The organism is Nocardioides sp. B129/18 (assembly GCF_055282735.1).
Genome location: NZ_JBUZJI010000021.1, coordinates 44412 through 58666, shown reverse-complemented (window position 1 = coordinate 58666; position 14255 = coordinate 44412). Strand labels below are relative to the sequence as shown.

The 14255-nt window shown below is 74.4% G+C and carries 15 protein-coding genes; 4 read left to right on the top strand and 11 right to left on the bottom strand.

Going from position 1 to position 14255, the window contains the following annotated elements; genetic code table 11:
* Positions 1-43: 43 nt before the first annotated feature.
* The 7 genes from hemB to ACZDWJ_RS14730 all read right to left on the bottom strand — a co-directional run bounded on the left by hemB (position 44) and on the right by ACZDWJ_RS14730 (position 7696).
* Positions 44-1048 carry a porphobilinogen synthase gene (hemB, locus tag ACZDWJ_RS14760; protein ID WP_463521971.1) on the bottom strand — a complete coding sequence of 335 codons (1005 nt, stop codon included), beginning with the start codon at positions 1046-1048 and terminating at the stop codon, positions 44-46.
* Positions 1049-1052: 4 nt separating this feature from the next.
* Positions 1053-2654, bottom strand: a complete 1602-nt coding sequence (locus ACZDWJ_RS14755; protein ID WP_463521969.1) for a bifunctional uroporphyrinogen-III C-methyltransferase/uroporphyrinogen-III synthase — start codon at positions 2652-2654, stop codon at positions 1053-1055.
* Between the two features lie 5 nt (positions 2655-2659).
* Entirely contained in the window at positions 2660-3628 is a 969-nt protein-coding gene (hemC, locus tag ACZDWJ_RS14750) for a hydroxymethylbilane synthase (protein ID WP_463521967.1), read from the bottom strand.
* Positions 3625-4905, bottom strand: a complete 1281-nt coding sequence (locus ACZDWJ_RS14745) for a glutamyl-tRNA reductase (RefSeq protein WP_463521965.1) — start codon at positions 4903-4905, stop codon at positions 3625-3627. The genes hemC and ACZDWJ_RS14745 overlap by 4 nt, the downstream gene beginning before the upstream one ends.
* Positions 4902-5618 carry a redox-sensing transcriptional repressor Rex gene (locus ACZDWJ_RS14740; protein ID WP_463521963.1) on the bottom strand — a complete coding sequence of 239 codons (717 nt, stop codon included), beginning with the start codon at positions 5616-5618 and terminating at the stop codon, positions 4902-4904. Before ACZDWJ_RS14740 ends, ACZDWJ_RS14745 begins: the two co-directional genes overlap by 4 nt.
* A 183-nt stretch (positions 5619-5801) precedes the next feature.
* The gene (locus ACZDWJ_RS14735; protein ID WP_463521961.1) at positions 5802-6056 is read right to left on the bottom strand and encodes a glutaredoxin family protein; all 255 of its coding nucleotides are present in this window, start codon (positions 6054-6056) and stop codon (positions 5802-5804) included.
* On the bottom strand, positions 6053-7696 hold the full coding sequence (locus ACZDWJ_RS14730; protein ID WP_463521959.1) for an AMP-binding protein: 1644 nt from the start codon (positions 7694-7696) through the stop codon (positions 6053-6055). Before ACZDWJ_RS14730 ends, ACZDWJ_RS14735 begins: the two co-directional genes overlap by 4 nt.
* Before the next feature lie 135 nt (positions 7697-7831).
* On the opposite strand from ACZDWJ_RS14730, the gene ACZDWJ_RS14725 reads away from it, so the two are divergent.
* The 3 genes from ACZDWJ_RS14725 to ACZDWJ_RS14715 all read left to right on the top strand — a co-directional run bounded on the left by ACZDWJ_RS14725 (position 7832) and on the right by ACZDWJ_RS14715 (position 10939).
* Positions 7832-8764 carry an HAD family hydrolase gene (locus ACZDWJ_RS14725; RefSeq protein WP_463521957.1) on the top strand — a complete coding sequence of 311 codons (933 nt, stop codon included), beginning with the start codon at positions 7832-7834 and terminating at the stop codon, positions 8762-8764.
* Between the two features lie 116 nt (positions 8765-8880).
* Positions 8881-9684: a sigma-70 family RNA polymerase sigma factor gene (locus ACZDWJ_RS14720; protein WP_463521955.1), complete on the top strand. Its 804-nt coding sequence runs from the start codon at positions 8881-8883 to the stop codon at positions 9682-9684.
* A gap of 103 nt (positions 9685-9787) precedes the next feature.
* The gene (locus tag ACZDWJ_RS14715) at positions 9788-10939 is read left to right on the top strand and encodes a DUF5667 domain-containing protein (RefSeq protein WP_463521953.1); all 1152 of its coding nucleotides are present in this window, start codon (positions 9788-9790) and stop codon (positions 10937-10939) included.
* 41 nt (positions 10940-10980) lie between these two features.
* Here ACZDWJ_RS14715 and ACZDWJ_RS14710 read toward each other — a convergent pair whose 3' ends face one another.
* The 4 genes from ACZDWJ_RS14710 to ACZDWJ_RS14695 all read right to left on the bottom strand — a co-directional run bounded on the left by ACZDWJ_RS14710 (position 10981) and on the right by ACZDWJ_RS14695 (position 13815).
* A complete protein-coding gene (locus ACZDWJ_RS14710) occupies positions 10981-12219 on the bottom strand; it encodes a lysophospholipid acyltransferase family protein (RefSeq protein WP_463521951.1) in 1239 nt (412 codons plus the stop codon).
* Positions 12212-13285 (bottom strand): NAD-dependent epimerase/dehydratase family protein, encoded by a 1074-nt coding sequence (locus tag ACZDWJ_RS14705; RefSeq protein ID WP_463521949.1) that lies wholly within the window; start codon positions 13283-13285, stop codon positions 12212-12214. The genes ACZDWJ_RS14710 and ACZDWJ_RS14705 overlap by 8 nt, the downstream gene beginning before the upstream one ends.
* 45 nt (positions 13286-13330) lie before the next feature.
* The gene (locus ACZDWJ_RS14700; protein ID WP_008356322.1) at positions 13331-13432 is read right to left on the bottom strand and encodes a 30S ribosomal protein bS22; all 102 of its coding nucleotides are present in this window, start codon (positions 13430-13432) and stop codon (positions 13331-13333) included.
* 179 nt (positions 13433-13611) lie between these two features.
* A complete protein-coding gene (locus ACZDWJ_RS14695; protein ID WP_463521947.1) occupies positions 13612-13815 on the bottom strand; it encodes a helix-turn-helix domain-containing protein in 204 nt (67 codons plus the stop codon).
* 26 nt (positions 13816-13841) lie between these two features.
* Between ACZDWJ_RS14695 and ACZDWJ_RS14690 the strand changes: the two genes are divergently transcribed.
* The gene (locus tag ACZDWJ_RS14690; protein ID WP_463521945.1) at positions 13842-14132 is read left to right on the top strand and encodes a hypothetical protein; all 291 of its coding nucleotides are present in this window, start codon (positions 13842-13844) and stop codon (positions 14130-14132) included.
* Positions 14133-14255: the final 123 nt, after the last annotated feature.

Sequence of the window (14255 nt, the reverse complement as noted above, 5' to 3'; positions counted from 1 at the left end):
ACCCGATCCGGGTGGGGGCCTCGTGCGTGTGCGGTGCGTCGGGTCAGCGGCGCGCGAGGAGCCGCGCGGCCTCGGCGGCCCAGTAGGTGAGGATGACGTCGGCCCCGGCCCGCCGGATCGAGGTGAGGGTCTCGAGGATGGCCGGCTCGCGGTCGATCCAGCCCCGCTCGGCGGCGGCCTCGAGCATCGCGTACTCGCCGGAGATGTTGTAGGCGGCCACCGGCACGTCGACGGCGTCGCGCACCCGGCGCAGGACGTCGAGGTAGGGCAGGGCCGGCTTCACCATCACCAGGTCGGCGCCCTCGGCGACGTCGAGCAGCGCCTCGCGGACGCCCTCGAGAGCGTTGGCGGAGTCCTGCTGGTAGGTGCGGCGGTCGCCCTGGAGGCTGGAGTCGACGGCCTCGCGGAAGGGCCCGTAGAACGCCGAGGCGTACTTCGCGGAGTAGGCGAGGATCGAGACGTCGGCGTGCTCGGCGGCGTCGAGGGCCTGGCGGATGACCCGCACCTGGCCGTCCATCATCCCCGAGGGGCCGACCATGTCGACGCCGGCGAAGGCCTGGGCGCGCGCCATCTCGGCGTAGAGCTCCAGGGTGCGGTCGTTGTCGACGCGCCCGTCGGGGGTCAGGACGCCGCAGTGCCCGTGGTCGGTGAACTCGTCGAGGCACAGGTCGCTCATCACCGTGAGGGCGTCGCCCACCTCGGCGACGACGTCGGTGATGGCCAGGTTGAGGATGCCGGCGGGGTCGATCGCGCCGGAGCCCGTGGCGTCCTTGTGCTCGGGGATGCCGAAGAGCATCACCCCGCCCAGGCCCAGCTCGGCGGCCTCGGAGACCGCGGCGAGCAGGGAGGAGCGGGTGTGCTGGACGACGCCGGGCATCGAGCCGATGGCCCGCGGCTCGGCGAGGCCCTCGCGCACGAACAGCGGCAGCACCAGCTGCCGGGCCTCCAGGGAGGTCTCGGCGACCATCCGTCGCAGCGCCGGCGTGGTGCGCAGGCGCCGCGGACGGACGGTCGGGGCGACGACGTCGGGGACCTCGCTCGCGCTCATCGGGTCACCGCGCCGTGGTGGACTTGCGACGGGCGGCCGGCTTGCGCTCCGAGGGGCGCGTGACCGGCTGGCCGGCCTCGAGCTGCGCGGCCCGGCGCGAGGCGCCGAAGTCGGCGAGGGCGTCGACGAGCACCTCGACGTCGGGCTTGGAGGCCAGGACGTCGACGCGCAGGCCGTGCTCCTCGGCGGTCTTGGCCGTGGCCGGCCCGATCACGGCGATGACCGTGGACGGGTGCGGCTTGCCGGCGATGCCGACGAGGTTGCGGACCGTGGAGGAGGAGGTGAAGACGACGGCGTCGAAGCGACCGGTCTTGATCGCGTCGCGGGTGTCGGCCGGCGGCGGCGAGGCCCGCACGGTGCGGTAGGCGGTGACGTCGTCGCACTCCCAGCCGAGGTCGATCAGGCCGGCGACGAGGTTCTCGGTGGCGATGTCGGCCCGCGGGAGGAAGACCCGGTTGATGGGGTCGAGCACCTCGTCGTACTCGGGCCAGACCTCGAGGAGGCCGGCCGCGGACTGCTCGCCGTCGGGGACGAGGTCGGCGCGCAGACCCCAGGCGGCGATGGCCTGGGCGGTCTTGTCGCCGACCGCGGCGATCTTGAGGCCGGAGAACGCGCGGGCGTCGAGGCCGTACTCCTCGAACTTCTCCCGCACCGCCTTGACGGCGTTGACCGAGGTGAAGGCGATCCACTCGTAGCGGCCCTCGACCAGACCGCGGACGGCCTTGTCCATCTGCTGGGGGTTGCGGGGCGGCTCGACGGAGATCGTGGGGACCTCCTCGGGCACGGCGCCGTAGCCGCGCAGGCGGGCGGAGACCGGACCGGCCTGGTCCTTGGTGCGCGGCACCAGGACGCGCCAGCCGAAGAGCGGCTTGGTCTCGAACCAGGAGAGCGTGTCGCGCAGGTCGACGACGGCGCCGACCACGGTGATGGCCGGCGGGGCCATCCGGGCCGCGCGGGCGTCGGCGGCGATGTGGGCCAGCGTCGAGGTGACGGTGGACTGCTCGGTGGTGGTGCCGACGCGGGTCATCGAGACCGGCGTCGTGGCCGGGCGGCCGGCGGCGACGAGCGCCTGGGCGATCTCGCCGATCTGGCCGACCGCCGAGAGCAGCACGAGGGTGCGGTCGTCGGCGTAGCGGGTCCAGTCGACCCGCTCGCCGCAGGTGACGACGGCGATCTCGCGGTGGTCCTTGGTGGTGAGCGGGACGCCGGCGTAGGCCGGGACGGCGCTGACCGAGGACACGCCGGGCACGATCTCGAAGCCCAGGCAGGCCTTGGCGCAGGCCTGCGCCTCCTCGGGGCCCGAGGCGTAGAGGAACGGGTCGCCGGTCATCAGGCGCACGACGCGCAGGCCGCGCTTGGCCTGCTTGACGACGACCTTGGCCCGGGCGGCGTGGGTGAGCGGCTGGCCGTCCTCGCCGAAGCCGCCGTCGACCGTCTCGGTCTCGAGGCCGAGGGAGCGCACCAGCTCGACGTGCTCAGGCGACTCGGTGACGATCACGTCGGCGCGACGGATCAGCTCCACGGCACGCACTGTCAGCAGCTCGGGGTCGCCCGGGCCCGCGCCCACGAAGGAGACCCACCCGCGCGTGGTGGTCGTGCTCGCCATAGTGATCACACCTCATCTGCATCGTCGGCGACCGGACCTGGCTGGCCCAGCTGTCCTGCCCCGTCGGCGAGCATCTGGCTCGCCAACCGGGTTCCGACGCCCGTGGCGTCGGCGAGGTCCCCGGTGGCGGACATCCGCACCGAGAGGCCTCCGTCGGGTGAGAGCACGATGGCCCGCACCCAGAGCTCGTCCCCGTCCTCGCCCTCGACGACCTCGGCGAGCGCGCCGATGGGGGCCGAGCAGCCGCCCTCCAGGGTCGAGAGCACCGCACGCTCGGCGGTCACGGCGGCCCGGGCGAAGGGGTCGTCGAGACCGGCCAGGTCGGCGGCCAGGGGGTCGTCGTCGCGGCACTCGATCGCGAGCGCTCCCTGGCCGGGGGCCGGGAGCATCTGCAGCGGGTCGAGCACCTCGGTGGCCTCCTCGACCCGCTCCAGGCGGGCCAGGCCGGCACGGGCCAGGACGACGGCGTCGAGCTCGCCGTCGTGGACCTTGCGGATGCGGGTGTCGACGTTGCCGCGCACCGGCACGACCTCGACGCCGAGGCCGAGCGCGTGCAGCTGCGCGGCACGCCGCGGGGAGCCGGTGCCGACCCGGGAGCCGACGGGCAGCTCGCCGAGGGTCAGGCCGTCGCGGGCCACGACGACGTCGCGGCAGTCCTCGCGGCCGGGGATCGCGGCCAGCGCGATGCCCGGGCAGGGGTAGGTGGGGAGGTCCTTGAGGGAGTGCACGGCGACGTCGACCTCGCCGGCGAGCAGGGCGTCGCGCAGGGCGGTGACGAACACCCCGGTGCTCGCCGAGCCGACCAGGGAGGCGCCCGAGGCCTGGGAGCGGTCGCCGTCGGTGGTGATCTCGACGAGCTCGACCTCGCGGCCCAGACGCTCGCGGATCATCGTCGCGACGTGGCCGGACTGGGTGGTGGCCAGCGCGGAGCGGCGGGTGCCGAGCCGGATCGCGGGGCGGACCGGGGCGCTCATCCGGCGCCCCCGGGACGGGTGACGGCGGTGACGGCCTCGGGGTCGAGGGCGAAGAGCTCGGCCAGGGCGGCGGCGTAGGAGACCGCCCCGGACTCGTTGGCCAGCTCGCGCACCCGGACGGTGGGCTCGTGCAGGAGCTTGTCGGCGACGCGGCGCACGGTCTGCAGCACCTCGGCGCGGGCCCGCTCGTCGAGGCCGGGCAGGCGGTTGTCGAGGCGGGCCATCTCGGCGTCGACGACGGAGGTGGCCATCGAGCGCAGGGCCACGACGGTGGGGGTGACGCTGGCCTGGCGGCGCGCGGCGAGGAACGCCGCGACCTCCTGGGTGACGATCTCGCGGACGGCCTCGACCTCGGCGGCCGCCTCGGAGCCCTGGACGTCGGTGGCGAGCTCGGCCAGGCCCACGAGCGTCACGCCCGGGAGGTCGGCGACGCCGGGGTCGACGTCCCGCGGCAGGGCGAGGTCGACGACGGCCAGCGACCGGCCGGGGGTCAGGCCCTCGGCCACCTCCTCGACCGAGACGACGGCGCCGGTGGAGCCGGTGCAGGAGATGAGGAGGTCGGCCTCGGCGATCTCGTCGGCCAGGGCGCTGAGCGGCGCCGGGCGGGCGGCGTACTCGCGGGCCAGGCGCTGGGCGCGCTCGGGCGTGCGGTTGAGGACGGCGACCTCGGCCGCGCCGAGGCGGCTGACGGTGGCGACCGCGAGCCCGGCCATCGCGCCGGCGCCGAGCACGACGACCCGGCGGCCCTCGACGCTGCCGGCCCGCTCGAGCGCGGCGGTGACCAGCGAGGGCGCCGCGCGGTCGATGCCGGTCTCGGCGTGGGAGCGCTTGCCGACGCGCAGCGCCTGCTGGAAGAGCACGTTGAGGGCGGGGCCGACGGTGCCGAGCTCCTGGCCCAGCCGCAGCGCCTCGCGCGCCTGGCCGAGGATCTGGCCCTCGCCGAGCGCCATGGAGTCCAGGCCAGAGGCGACGCGGAACAGGTGGCCGACGGCGCCGTCGTCGTAGTGGACGTAGAGGTGGGGCAGCATCGCCTCGGTGGACTCGCCGGCCTTGTCGACGAGCAGCCGCGAGAGCTCCTCGACGCTGCCATGGAAGCGGTCGACCTCGGCGTAGAGCTCGATGCGGTTGCAGGTGGCGATGACCGTGGCCTCGACGACGTGGGCGCTGGCCGCGACGTCGTGGATCATCTTCTGCACGCCGTCGGCGTCGAGCGCCACGCGCTCCAGCAGGCTGACGGGTGCGGAGTTGTGGGAGATGCCCACGACCAGGACGCTCACGCGGTGACCTCCTCGGGGTCGGCGTCGACCTCCGGCTCGGGCGGTGCTGCGGCCTCGCCGCCGAGCGCCTTGCGCGACTCGTGGTAGGCGAGGATCTGCAGCTCGATGGAGAGGTCGACCTTGCGCACGTCGACGTCGTCGGGCACCACCAGGACGGTGGGCGCGAAGTTGAGGATGCTGCGGATGCCCGCGGCCACCATGACGTCGGCGACGTCCTGGGCGGCGTGGGCGGGGGTGGCGATGACGCCGATCGCGACGGCGTGCTCGCGGGCGAGGTCGGCGAGCTCGTCGAAGGGCCGCACGGCCAGCCCGGCGATGCGGGTGTCGCGCAGGCGCGGGTCGGCGTCGAGGAGCGCGACGACCCGGAAGCCGCGGCTGCGGAAGCCGGAGAAGTTGGCGAGCGCGTGGCCGAGGTTGCCGATGCCGACGATGACGACCGGCCAGTCCTGCTCGACGCCGATCTCGCGGGCGATCTGGTAGCGGAGGTACTCGACGTCGTAGCCGACGCCGCGGGTGCCGTAGCTGCCGAGGTAGGAGAGGTCCTTGCGCAGCTTGGCGCTGTTGACGCCGGCCGCGGTGGCCAGCTCCTCGCTCGAGCACGTGGCGGTGCCCGCCTCGGAGAGGGCGGTGAGGGCTCGCAGGTACACGGGGAGTCGCGCGACCGTGGCCTCGGGGATGTCCCGGGCGGTCTCGGCGGAAGTCCGTGCGGTCACTGCATCTTCTCCATACCCAGCCGATCCGGCGCGGTTCGGAGGAGACCGGGATCGCCGTCGGCGTCAGCCACTGTAGGAGTTTGTGAACGCGAGAACAAAACGCGCGAGGAGGGTCTCGCCGACTTGACTAGCACACCCCTCAGGTGCTCGTGCGGGCGGGGGCGCCTCGGAGGGCGGTCGTCGTCAGGAGGCGCCGAGCGCGCGCCGCAGGCGCACGGGGTCGACGCGCCAGAAGTCGTGCTGGCGCCCGTCGACGAAGGTGACCGGGATCTCGTGGCCGAAGCGCTCCTGCAGGGCCGGGTCGTCGTCGATGCTCACCTCGACGAAGGACTCCCCCAGCTCGGCGCAGACGGCCTCGACGATCGCGCGGGCGTCGTCGCAGAGATGGCAGCCGGGACGGGAGTAGAGGGTGATCCGGGCCGGCGTCGTGTCGCTCACTCGAGCAGCCCCGTGGACCGGCGGCGCTCGTAGGCGCGCAGGCGCCCACGCTGCACCTTGCCGGTGACCGTGAGCGGGAGGGCGTCGACGACCTCGACCCGGGTGGGCCGCTTGAACCGCGCCAGCCGCACCGCGCAGCGCGCGTGCACCGCGGCCTCGAGCTCGTAGGAGCCGTGCCCGGCCAGGCCGCGCACGTAGGCGACGACCGTCTCACCGGTCTGCTCGTCGGGCACGCCGATCACCGCGACCTCCGCGACGCCCGGCACCTCGCGGACGACGTCCTCGACCTCGGCGGGATAGACGTTGAAGCCGGAGACGATGATCAGCTCGCCGAGGCGGTCGACGAGGAAGAGGTCGCCGGAGGGGTCGAGGTAGCCGACGTCGCCGGTGCCCCACCAGCCCTCGGCGTCCGGGCCGTCGGCGCCGTCGGGCCAGTAGCCGGAGAAGAGGTTCGCGCCGCGGACGCCGACCTCGCCGGCCTCGGAGGGGTCGGTGAGCACCTGGCCGGTCTCGTCGACCAGGCGCAGCTCGATGCCCGGCAGCGCGGAGCCCACCGAGCCGGGCTGGAGGCGATCGCTGAGCAGGGTGCTGGTGACCACCGGCGCCGCCTCGGTGAGGCCGTAGCCCTGATGGATGCCGACGCCGGTGCGCTCGGCGAACTCCTCGGTGACCGCGGCCGAGAGCGGCGCGGAGCCGGAGAGCACCAGGCGCACGCCCGCGAGCCGCTCGCGCAGCCCCTCGACCTCGCGCCACTGCGCGAAGACCGGCGGGGCCAGCGGCAGCACCGTGCAGCCGTGGCCGGTGACGACGTCGAGCACGGTGTCGGGCTCGAAGCGCTCGACGAGCACCAGCCGGGCGCGCTGGCGCAGGGCGGTGCCGAGCACGACGTTGAGGCCGTAGACGTGGAAGAGCGGCAGCACGCCGAGCACGACGTCGTCGGCGCCGATCAGCGGCGGATCGGTGTCGCCGAGCTGGGCGACGTTGGCCAGGAGCGCGCGGTGGCTGAGCATCGCGCCGCGCGGACGTCCGGTGGTGCCGCTGGTGTAGAGCAGCGCGGCGGGACGCTCGGGGTCCTGGACCGCCGGGACGACGCGGGCACGGTCGGCGCGCAGCTGCGACCACGAGCGCTCGGCCGGCAGCAGTCCCCCGGCCAGGGCGTCGTCGTCGACGACCACCAGGCGCGGCGCGACGGCGTCGGGGAAGTCGGCGAGGAGCTCCTCGACGGCGGCCCGCACCAGCGGCGCGGTGGCCGCCTCGACGATCGCCAGGCGGGGCGCGCTGTCGGCGAGCACGCGGGCGACCTCGGTGGCGGTGCCGCGCGGGTTCGTCGGCACCGCGATCGCCTGCGCCCGCAGCACGCCGAGGTAGGCCGCGACCTGCTCGGGGCGGTTGCCCAGGCACAGCAGCACACGGTAGCCGGCCACGACGCCGGCGGCGCCCAGCCCGGTGGCGACCCGGCCGACCTCGTCCTCGAGCGCGGCCCAGGTGACGTCGCGGCCCTCGCCGTGCGCCGGCACCACCGTGAGCGCGACGTCGTCCGGCGCGGCCGCGGCGGCCAGCGCCGCCAGATCGGCGACGTTCGTGGGCGCGTCGGCGGCCGGGGGCGGGGGCGGAGTCGAGTGCGGGGTCGAGTGCGCCATGACGGAATCCTTCCACGTCCGCGCCGGCTCGGTGATCGAGCCCGGCGAGATCCTCGGCCGAGCCCGGTGATCGAGCCTGTCGAGATCCCTCGGCCCAGCGCCCGCACCCCTCCGCGCACCACTAGGGTGGTGGCCGTGATCCCAGCGGACCAGGTCCCCGCGGACGAGCGGCCCGAGCGGCCCGAGCGTGCCGAGCGCGTCGAGCGCCGACGGCTGCCCGACCTGCAGCAGCGCTCCCGCCTGGCCGGCGAGGCGGCGGCCGCCGCAGCCGAGGTCGAGGCCTCCCTGGACACCCCGGCCGACCCCACCGCCGCGGCCTTCTTCGACGTCGACAACACCGTCATGCAGGGCGCCAGCATCTTCCACGTCGCCCGCGGGCTGCACCGGCGTCAGTTCTTCACCACCCGCGAGATCCTCGGCGCGGCCTGGAAGCAGGCCTACTTCCGCCTCGCCGGCGTCGAGGACCCCGAGCACGTCGCCGACGCCCGCAACTCCGCCCTGGCCTTCATCGCCGGGCACACCGTCACCGAGCTGCAGGAGATCGTCGAGGAGATCTTCGACGAGGGCATGGCCCACCGCATCTGGCCGGGCACCCGGGCGCTCGCGCAGCTCCACCTCGACCAGGGCCAGCGGGTCTGGCTGGTCACCGCCGCCCCGATCGAGGTCGCCCACGTCATCGCCCGCCGTCTGGGCCTCACCGGCGCGATGGGCACCGTCGCCGAGCACGTCGACGGCGTCTACACCGGTCGCCTCGTCGGCGACATGCTCCACGGGCCGGCCAAGGCCGAGGCCGTCAAGGCGCTGGCCGCCCGGGAGGGCCTCGACCTCGCCCGCTGCTCGGCCTACTCCGACTCCTCCAACGACCTCCCGATGCTCGGTCTGGTCGGCGACCCGTGCGCGGTCAACCCCGACCACCGCCTGCGCGCCCACGCCCGCGAGCAGGGGTGGCGCATCCGCGACTACCGCAGCGGACGCAAGGCGGCCCGCGCCGGCCTCGTCGCGGGCACCGTCGCGGGCGCGCTCAGCGGCGCCGTGGCGGCCGGCGTGCGCCTGCGCCGCCGCTCCTGAGCGCGAGCGACCACCCGGCCGGTCCGATTCTCCCCGTTCCGTGGTACACCGAGGCCCGGCGTGCGTACCATCGGGAGCGGGAGAGGCCAGGTCGACCGGGGAGGGGTGACCGCAGCATGCACGCTCGCGACGACGTCGTCCGCGGTCTCGACGCGCTCCGGCTCGCGGTCGCCGAGGCGATCGCCTCCGCCCTCTCCCCCGCGCTGTACCCCGCGCTGGCCCCCGCGGGAGCCGCCGGCTGGCTGCTCACCGAGGTGGCCCACGACGCGAGCGCCGACCACGGGCTCGCCGGCGGGCCCGGCCCGTCCGAGGGTCCCGACGGCTTCGGCGACGCCGAGCACGCCACGTCCTCGGAGGTCTCCGAGGAGGACCGCACCCGGCTGATCGCGCTCGTCGAGCTCGCCCGCAGCGGTGACGCCGACGCCTTCGGCCTGCTCTACGACCACTACCAGGGCTCGGTCTACCGCTTCCTCTTCTACCGCACCCGCTCCGCGGTGCTGGCCGAGGACCTCACCTCGGAGACGTTCTTCCGGGCGCTGCGCTCGATGCAGGGCTTCCGCTGGCAGGGCAAGGACTTCGGCGCCTGGCTGATGACCATCGCCCGCAACCTGGCCACCGACCACTTCAAGGCCGGCCGCACCCGCCTCGAGATGACCACCGAGGACATGGGCCAGCACGACGACGCCACGGAGAGCCCCGAGGCCGCCGTGCTCGCCGGCATCACCAACGAGATCCTGCTCGAGGCGCTCACCCGCCTGCCCGAGGAGCAGCGCGACTGCCTGGTCATGCGCTTCCTCCAGGGCATGAGCATCGCCGAGACCGCCGCCGTGCTCGGGCGCTCGGACGGCGCGGTCAAGCAGCTCCAGCTGCGCGGGGTGCGCAACCTCGCCAAGCTGATGCCCGAGGGGATGCGCGAATGAGCCGCCCCTTCCCGCCCGTAACCTTCGGCACCGATCGCTCGTTCAGCACGGTGTACGAGCACGCGTCGGCACCGATGCCGACCGACCAGAGGAGGGCGCAGCGATGAGCCCGGTCTTCCCGGCCCAGCGCCGAGCCGAGGCCTTCCAGTCCCAGCTGGAGGGCGCCGAGGCGTCCTCGGCGCGCGACGCCGACCTCCTCGAGCTCGTGGGCGCCCTGCGCTCCGTCGCGCCGGTCGAGGCCCGCCCCGAGTTCGTCACCTCCCTGCGCGAGCGCCTGCTCGCCGCGGCCGCCACCGAGCTGGTCGCCCAGCCCGCGGCCGCCGACGCCGCGCTCTCCGAGCGCCTCACCGTCTCCCCGCGCCGCTCCGCCCGCGACCGTCGTCTCGCCGCCGCCCTCGGCGGCCTGGCCCTCGTCGGCGGCACCACCTCGATGGCCATGGCCGCGCAGAGCGCGCTGCCCGGCGACGTCCTCTACCCGATCAAGCGGGTCATCGAGGACGCCCACACCAGCGTGGCCCGCGGCGACGACGCCAAGGGCACCACCCTCCTCGAGAACGCCACGAGCCGCCTCGACGAGACCCGCGCCCTGGCCGCCGAGGGCGGTCACGCCGGGCAGATCCGCTCGACGCTCGAGGACTTCGCCGACCAGTCCGGCCAGGCCACCGACCTCCTGCTGGCCGACTACACCGCCCACCAGGACGAGGCGTCGATCTCGGCGCTGCGCGAGTTCGTCGCCACGAGCCTGCACCAGCTCGACCGCCTCGCGGGCTCCATCCCGGCCGACGCCCGCGAGGCGCTGGTCGCCGCGGGCACCCTGCTCACCAGCATCGACGCCCAGGCCACCCAGGCCTGCCCGTCGTGCCAGCCCTCGAGCATCGACCGCTTCCCGACCTGGCTGGCGCGCAGCTCGGCCGACATCGACAAGATCCTCCGCGGCACCACCCGGTTGCCCGACTCCGCGTCGGTCACCCCGGTGAGGCAGAAGCCCGGCCGCGGCACCGCCACCCCGGGCAGCACCCCGTCCCTGCCCAGCGTCACGCTGCCCTCGGACGCCCCGAGCACCGGCTCCACCGGCACGGGCGGCGGCCCGCTGGTCGACCTGCCCGGCGTCCTGGGCTCGCCGACCTCCTCGCCGACCAAGCCCTCGGCGTCGCCGTCCGACGTGCTGCAGGGCGTCGTCGACGGCCTCGGCAGCCTGCTCGACCCCGACGGGGACGGCGTCCTCGGCGGCGTCCCGCCCAAGACCACGAAGTAGCCCCCCGGGTCCAGCCGGACCCTGCGGGAGGCGTCCGGAGGTCAGCGGAAGACGGACTCGCGCTGCATGAGCAGCGAGTAGAGGGTCTGCTGGATCGTCTCGCGCACCTGGTCGGTGACGTTGAAGACGAGCATGGGGTCGTCGGCCGCGCCGGCGTCGTACTCGTCGGTGCGGATCGGCTCGCCGAACTCCATGAGCCACTTCGAGGGCAGCGGCACGAGGCCGAGCGGGCCCAGCAGCGGGAACGTCGGCGTGATGGGGATGTAGGGCACCCCGAGCAGCCGGGCCAGGGAGGGGATGTTGCCGACGAGCGGGTAGATCTCCTCGGCCCCGACGACGCTGAGCGGCACGATCGGGACGCCCGTGCGCAGTGCGGCGGCGACGAAGCCGCCCCGGCCGAAGCGCTGCAGCTTGTAGCGCTGGGAGTAGGGCTTGCCGATGCCCTTGAAGCCCTCGGGCCACACCCCGACGAGCTCGCCGCCCAGGAGCATCCGCTCGGCGTCCTCCGAGCAGGCCAGCGTCGCGCCGCCCTTGCGGGCCAGGGTGCTGACCACCGGCATCCGGAAGACGAGGTCGGCGCCGAGAGGCCGCAGGAAGCGGCCGGTCTGGTCGTGGATCGAGACCATGGTCATCAGGCCGTCGACGGGCACCGTGCCGGAGTGGTTGGACACCACCAGGGCGCCGCCGTCGGTGGGGATGTTCTCGATGCCGCGCACCTCGATGCGGAACCACTTCTGCGCGATCGGGCGCAGCGCGGCCATGAAGAAGCGCTGGGTGATCTCGGCGTCGAAGCCGTACTCGTCGACGACGTACTCACCGGTGACGCGCCGGCGCAGGAAGGCGAGGAAGCGGGCAAGCTGGACCTCCCACTCCTCGCCGAACAGCTCGCGCGCGGCGACCTGGAAGGCGCCGAGGAGGTCGCCGGCGGGGATGTGGGCGTGCGGGTGACGCTCCTCGGTGCGGGCGGCATCGCGGGGGGCGGCGACGGGCGCGCCGCCGGCCGGGGCGTCCGCGGGACGGGCGGCATCGTCGGCAACGGACCCCGAGACGTCCTCGACGGGCGTCGGGACGGCGCCGATGAGCGGCGCGACCTCGGACTGCCCGGCCTGCTCACGGTGCTCGGCCTGCTCGGTCTGCGCCGGCTCGGCCGCCGACGCGGGAGCGGCCTTGGCGCGCTTGGCGCCGGGGGCCAGGCTCCGCGCCGCCGAGGACGGCGCCTTGCCGGTGCCGCGACCGGGGCGGCCGCGGGTGCCGATCGGGATGATCTCGGCGTCACCCATGGCGGGCCTCCGTGGACGTCGAGGCGAGCCGGGCCGGCGCGGCGGCGATCGGCTCGTGGTCGGGCGGGGGCAGGGCCTCGGCGACGGCGGCGAGGACCCGCTCGGTGCGACCACCGGTGGGCGGCAGCAGGCTGGCGAAGTCGGCGAAGGCCGCGGCGGTGTCGAAGCGCGGCTCGTAGCCGAGCACGGTGCGCATGCGGGTGGTGTCGACGCCGCGTCCGTAGGTGAGGAAGGCCAGCTGCTCGGGGCTGAAGTCGGCCACGCGGGCGGACTTCAGCACCGTGCCGAGCCGCCCCACGGCCAGGCCGGGCAGCGGCAGCGCGGGCCGCTGGAGGCGCCGGACCGCCTGGGAGAGCATGAGGATGCCGTCACCGGCGACGTTGAAGGTGCCCCGGACGTCGTGGGCCACCGCGTGGCGCAGCACGCCGTAGAGGTCGCGCTCGTGGAGGAACTGCATCCGGGCGTCGTAGCCGAGCACGGTCGGCACGACGGGCAGCCGGAAGTACGACGTCATCGGGCTGACCACGCTGGGACCGATGACGTTGGCGCAGCGCAGCGTGGTGACCCGGACGTCGGGTCGGCGGCGGCCGAAGCCGCGCACGTAGCCCTCGATCTCGGCGACGTCCTTGGCGTACCCGCTGCGCGGGGCGCGCCGCGGCTCCATGTCCTCGGTGAACATGGCGGGGTCGCGGTTGCTCGCGCCGTAGACCGTGGTGGTCGACTTCACCACCAGGTGCTGCACGCTCTCGGCGCGCTGGCAGGCCGCGAGGAGCTGCATCGTCCCGATGACGTTGAGCTCCTTCATCGCGTTGCGGTTGCCGGAGGCACCGGGCGTCGCGATGACGCTCATGTGGACGACGGTGTCGACGTCCTCCTTCGCGATGATCTTCGCGATGACGGGCGTGCGGATGTCCGCACGCACGAAGGAGACGTCGCCGAGGTCGCCCCGCGGGGGGACGACGTCGACGCCGATGACGCGCGAGACGTCGGGATCGCCGGCGAGCGAGCGCGCGAACGTGCGGCCGAGGTCACGGGAGACTCCGGTGACGAGGACGACCCTGCCCATGCGCGCTCCGCTCGAGGACGAGGAGTGGCGAACCGCCGGCGCGGCTTACTTGCCGAGCTTGCGACGCTGAACGCGCGTCTTCTTCAGCAGCTTGCGGTGCTTCTTCTTCGCCATGCGCTTGCGGCGCTTCTTGATGACAGAACCCACGATATGCCTTTCACAGCCTCAGCCGCGCTCGAGGACCCGCATGTGCGGGTCGGCGGACCGGCACAGCCTATCCGGCCGCGCGGAGAGGCGAGAATCGGGCCGTGCACGACGGACGCCCCCGCGACCTGCGTGAGGTCGTCGGGGGCGTCCGCGGTGCTGTGCCGGCGCGCTGACGCGCGTCAGCCGGCGTCGTAGAAGCTCTTGCGGATGTACTCGTCGACGTCCTTCTCCAGCACGCGGAACGAGCGGCCGACGCGGACCGCCGGGAGCTCGCCGTTGTGCACGAGGCGGTAGACGGTCATCTTGGAGACGCGGACGCGTGCGGCCACCTCGGCGATGGTCAGGAACTGGCCGTCACCGAGATTCGAGGGAGGGGTCACCATGGGGGCACCGACTTTCTGGGCGGCTCGTGCGCCGGCTTCCCCACCGGCGCGGCAGCGGCCGCGTGCTCGTGAGAATAGGGCCTGATGTGACTGGTGGGGAAGGGTTGACGGAAGAAACCTCCCCGATCTCGGCGTGTCTTCTTGATTTCCGGGGATTCGTGACTCAAGAGCGCATCTCCACTGGCGCGCGCCGCGGCCTGCCGGGCCTCGCCGTCGTGATCGCCGACGTGATCGCCGACGTGATCGCCGACGTGATCGCCGTCGTGATCGCCGTCGTGATCGTCGTGCGCCTGCGTGCCCGGTGGCGGGCCGCCTGAGGCGGCCGCCGTACGAGTCGCGCATCCATCCACGAGCCGCCCGCGGGCGGCGCGTCGGCGCCCTGCTCGCAGCCGTGGGTCCGGTGGCGCCCTCGCGCGGGCCGTCGCCGACGCCGTCGTCGA